1 protein-coding gene is annotated in these 1,892 nt (G+C 45.4%); it reads left to right on the plus strand.

Annotated elements, in window-relative coordinates:
• Positions 1 to 488: 488 nt before the first annotated feature.
• Positions 489 to 1,787 carry a group II intron reverse transcriptase/maturase gene (gene ltrA, locus ACI1P2_RS31310; RefSeq protein ID WP_355327690.1) on the plus strand — a complete coding sequence of 433 codons (1,299 nt, stop codon included), beginning with the start codon at positions 489 to 491 and terminating at the stop codon, positions 1,785 to 1,787.
• Positions 1,788 to 1,892: the final 105 nt, after the last annotated feature.

Raw genomic sequence — 1,892 nt, forward strand, 5'->3', positions numbered from 1 at the left:
GGTGCGACCAAGCTTAGGTTGTGAAGTTTAGCAGGTGGAAATCCTGCTTGGAAAGGCTAAAGCCAAGCCACCAATAGCGAGTCTTGGACGGCTGGAAGTAATTTCAGACGTTAAGCGTAGACAGCCAGGTAGTAGGCCTGAAAGTGACTGAGCCTCGAAAAGAGTGAACCGGAGAGGTCGACGTTTTCGAAAGTACGGAAGACAATACTCATTCATGCGTTAAGGGCGAGGATGAATGAGCTCTCCCGGGGTCGAAGAGCCAGGCATGCTATACAATGACTTCACAGCAACTTGGGAGACCCTGCCCATTCTTCGAAAAAAGGAAGTATGACAAACAACCGATCACAAGGGAGAACGTCAAATGATGGACAGGGAGTCGGATCACTGCGTACTACCGATGAAACCGAGTAATGTCGGCAGAGGGAAGGCAGTGACATATCATCGATCTTGCCAGGGACACATTTTCTACACACAGGAGTAGGCCAAAAATGCAAACAAAACTAGCAAGAATAGCAGAGGTTGCAAAAGAAAAGCCAAAAGAGCAATTCACATCGCTGTATCACCTCTTGAACAAGGAACTGCTGACGCAATGCCATCGGGAACTGGATGGAAACAAAGCAACAGGTGTCGATCAAGTCACAAAAGCAGCGTATGAGGAAAATTTGGCGTCAAACATCGAGGACTTGGTAGAACGGCTAAAAAGAAAAATGTACCGACCGCAACCCGTAAGAAGAACATATATACCCAAGGATGAGAAAAGCAAAAGACCGCTCGGCATCCCTTCTTATGAGGATAAAATCGTGCAATTGGGACTGAACAAGATTCTACAGGCTATCTACGAACAGAATTTTCTTAACCTATCTTACGGTTTCCGACCGGGAAGAAGCGGTCATGACGCCCTGAAAGCATTGAATCGCATCATCGAGTATGGAAAAACCAGCTATATCGTGGATGCCGACATTCGTAGCTTCTTCACGAATGTCAACCACGAATGGCTCATGAAATTCCTTGGAGAGAGAATAGCAGACCCTAATATTCAAAGACTAATCTGGCGCTTTCTGAAAGCCGGGGTCATGGAACAGGGCACGTGGGAACCAACAGAATCCGGTACTCCCCAAGGGTCATTGATTTCGCCAATACTTGCGAATATCTATCTGCATTATGCTTTGGACTTATGGTTCGAGGTTGCAGTAAAGACAGCGTGCCGCGGCGAAACAAGTATGATCAGATACGCTGATGATTACGTGTGCTGTTTTCAATACAAGGATGATGCAGAGCGATTCTATGCAGCGCTAATCAAGCGTCTGTCCAAATTCGACTTACAGATCGCAGAAGAGAAAACGAAAATTCTAGAATTTGGACGCTTCGCCGAGGAAAACCGGAAGCGAAAAGGATTAGGGAAACCCAAAACGTTTGATTTCTTAGGTTTTACTCACTACTGCAGCAAAAGCAGCAAGGGCAAATTCAGAGTAAAGCGGAAGACAAGCGGAAAGAAGTTTAAGTCGAAAGTGAAAGCTTTCAAAGAATGGTTGAAAGCAGAGCGCCATCAAGACGTGAAAGAACTAATGAAAACAATACGGGCGAAGCTAACAGGACACTACCGCTATTACGGGATAACTGACAATAGCCGATCACTGTCCGTATACAAATTTCAGATTATCAAAGCGCTATTTAAATGGCTGAATCGCAGAAGTCAGAGAAGAAGCTTCACATATGACAAGTTTAATCTCTTTCTGAAACGTAACCCTTTACCAGAGCCCAAAATCTATGTGAATATCTATGGCTAATCATTGCAACCTTGTAAATGATGATATGAGGAGCCGTATGCCTTAATTGGGCACGTACGGATCTGTGAGGGGCGTGAGCCGTGAGGTTCACGTCTACTCGACCAG

The sequence above is a fragment of the Paenibacillus jiangxiensis genome, assembly GCF_046098255.1.
Taxonomy (GTDB): Bacteria; Bacillota; Bacilli; order Paenibacillales; family Paenibacillaceae; genus Paenibacillus; species Paenibacillus jiagnxiensis.

Bases quoted from the DNA above. Each gene is read 5' to 3' on its own strand.
- ltrA (WP_355327690.1), top strand. From the start codon at position 489: ATGCAAACAAAACTAGCAAGAATAGCAGAGGTTGCAAAAGAAAAGCCA.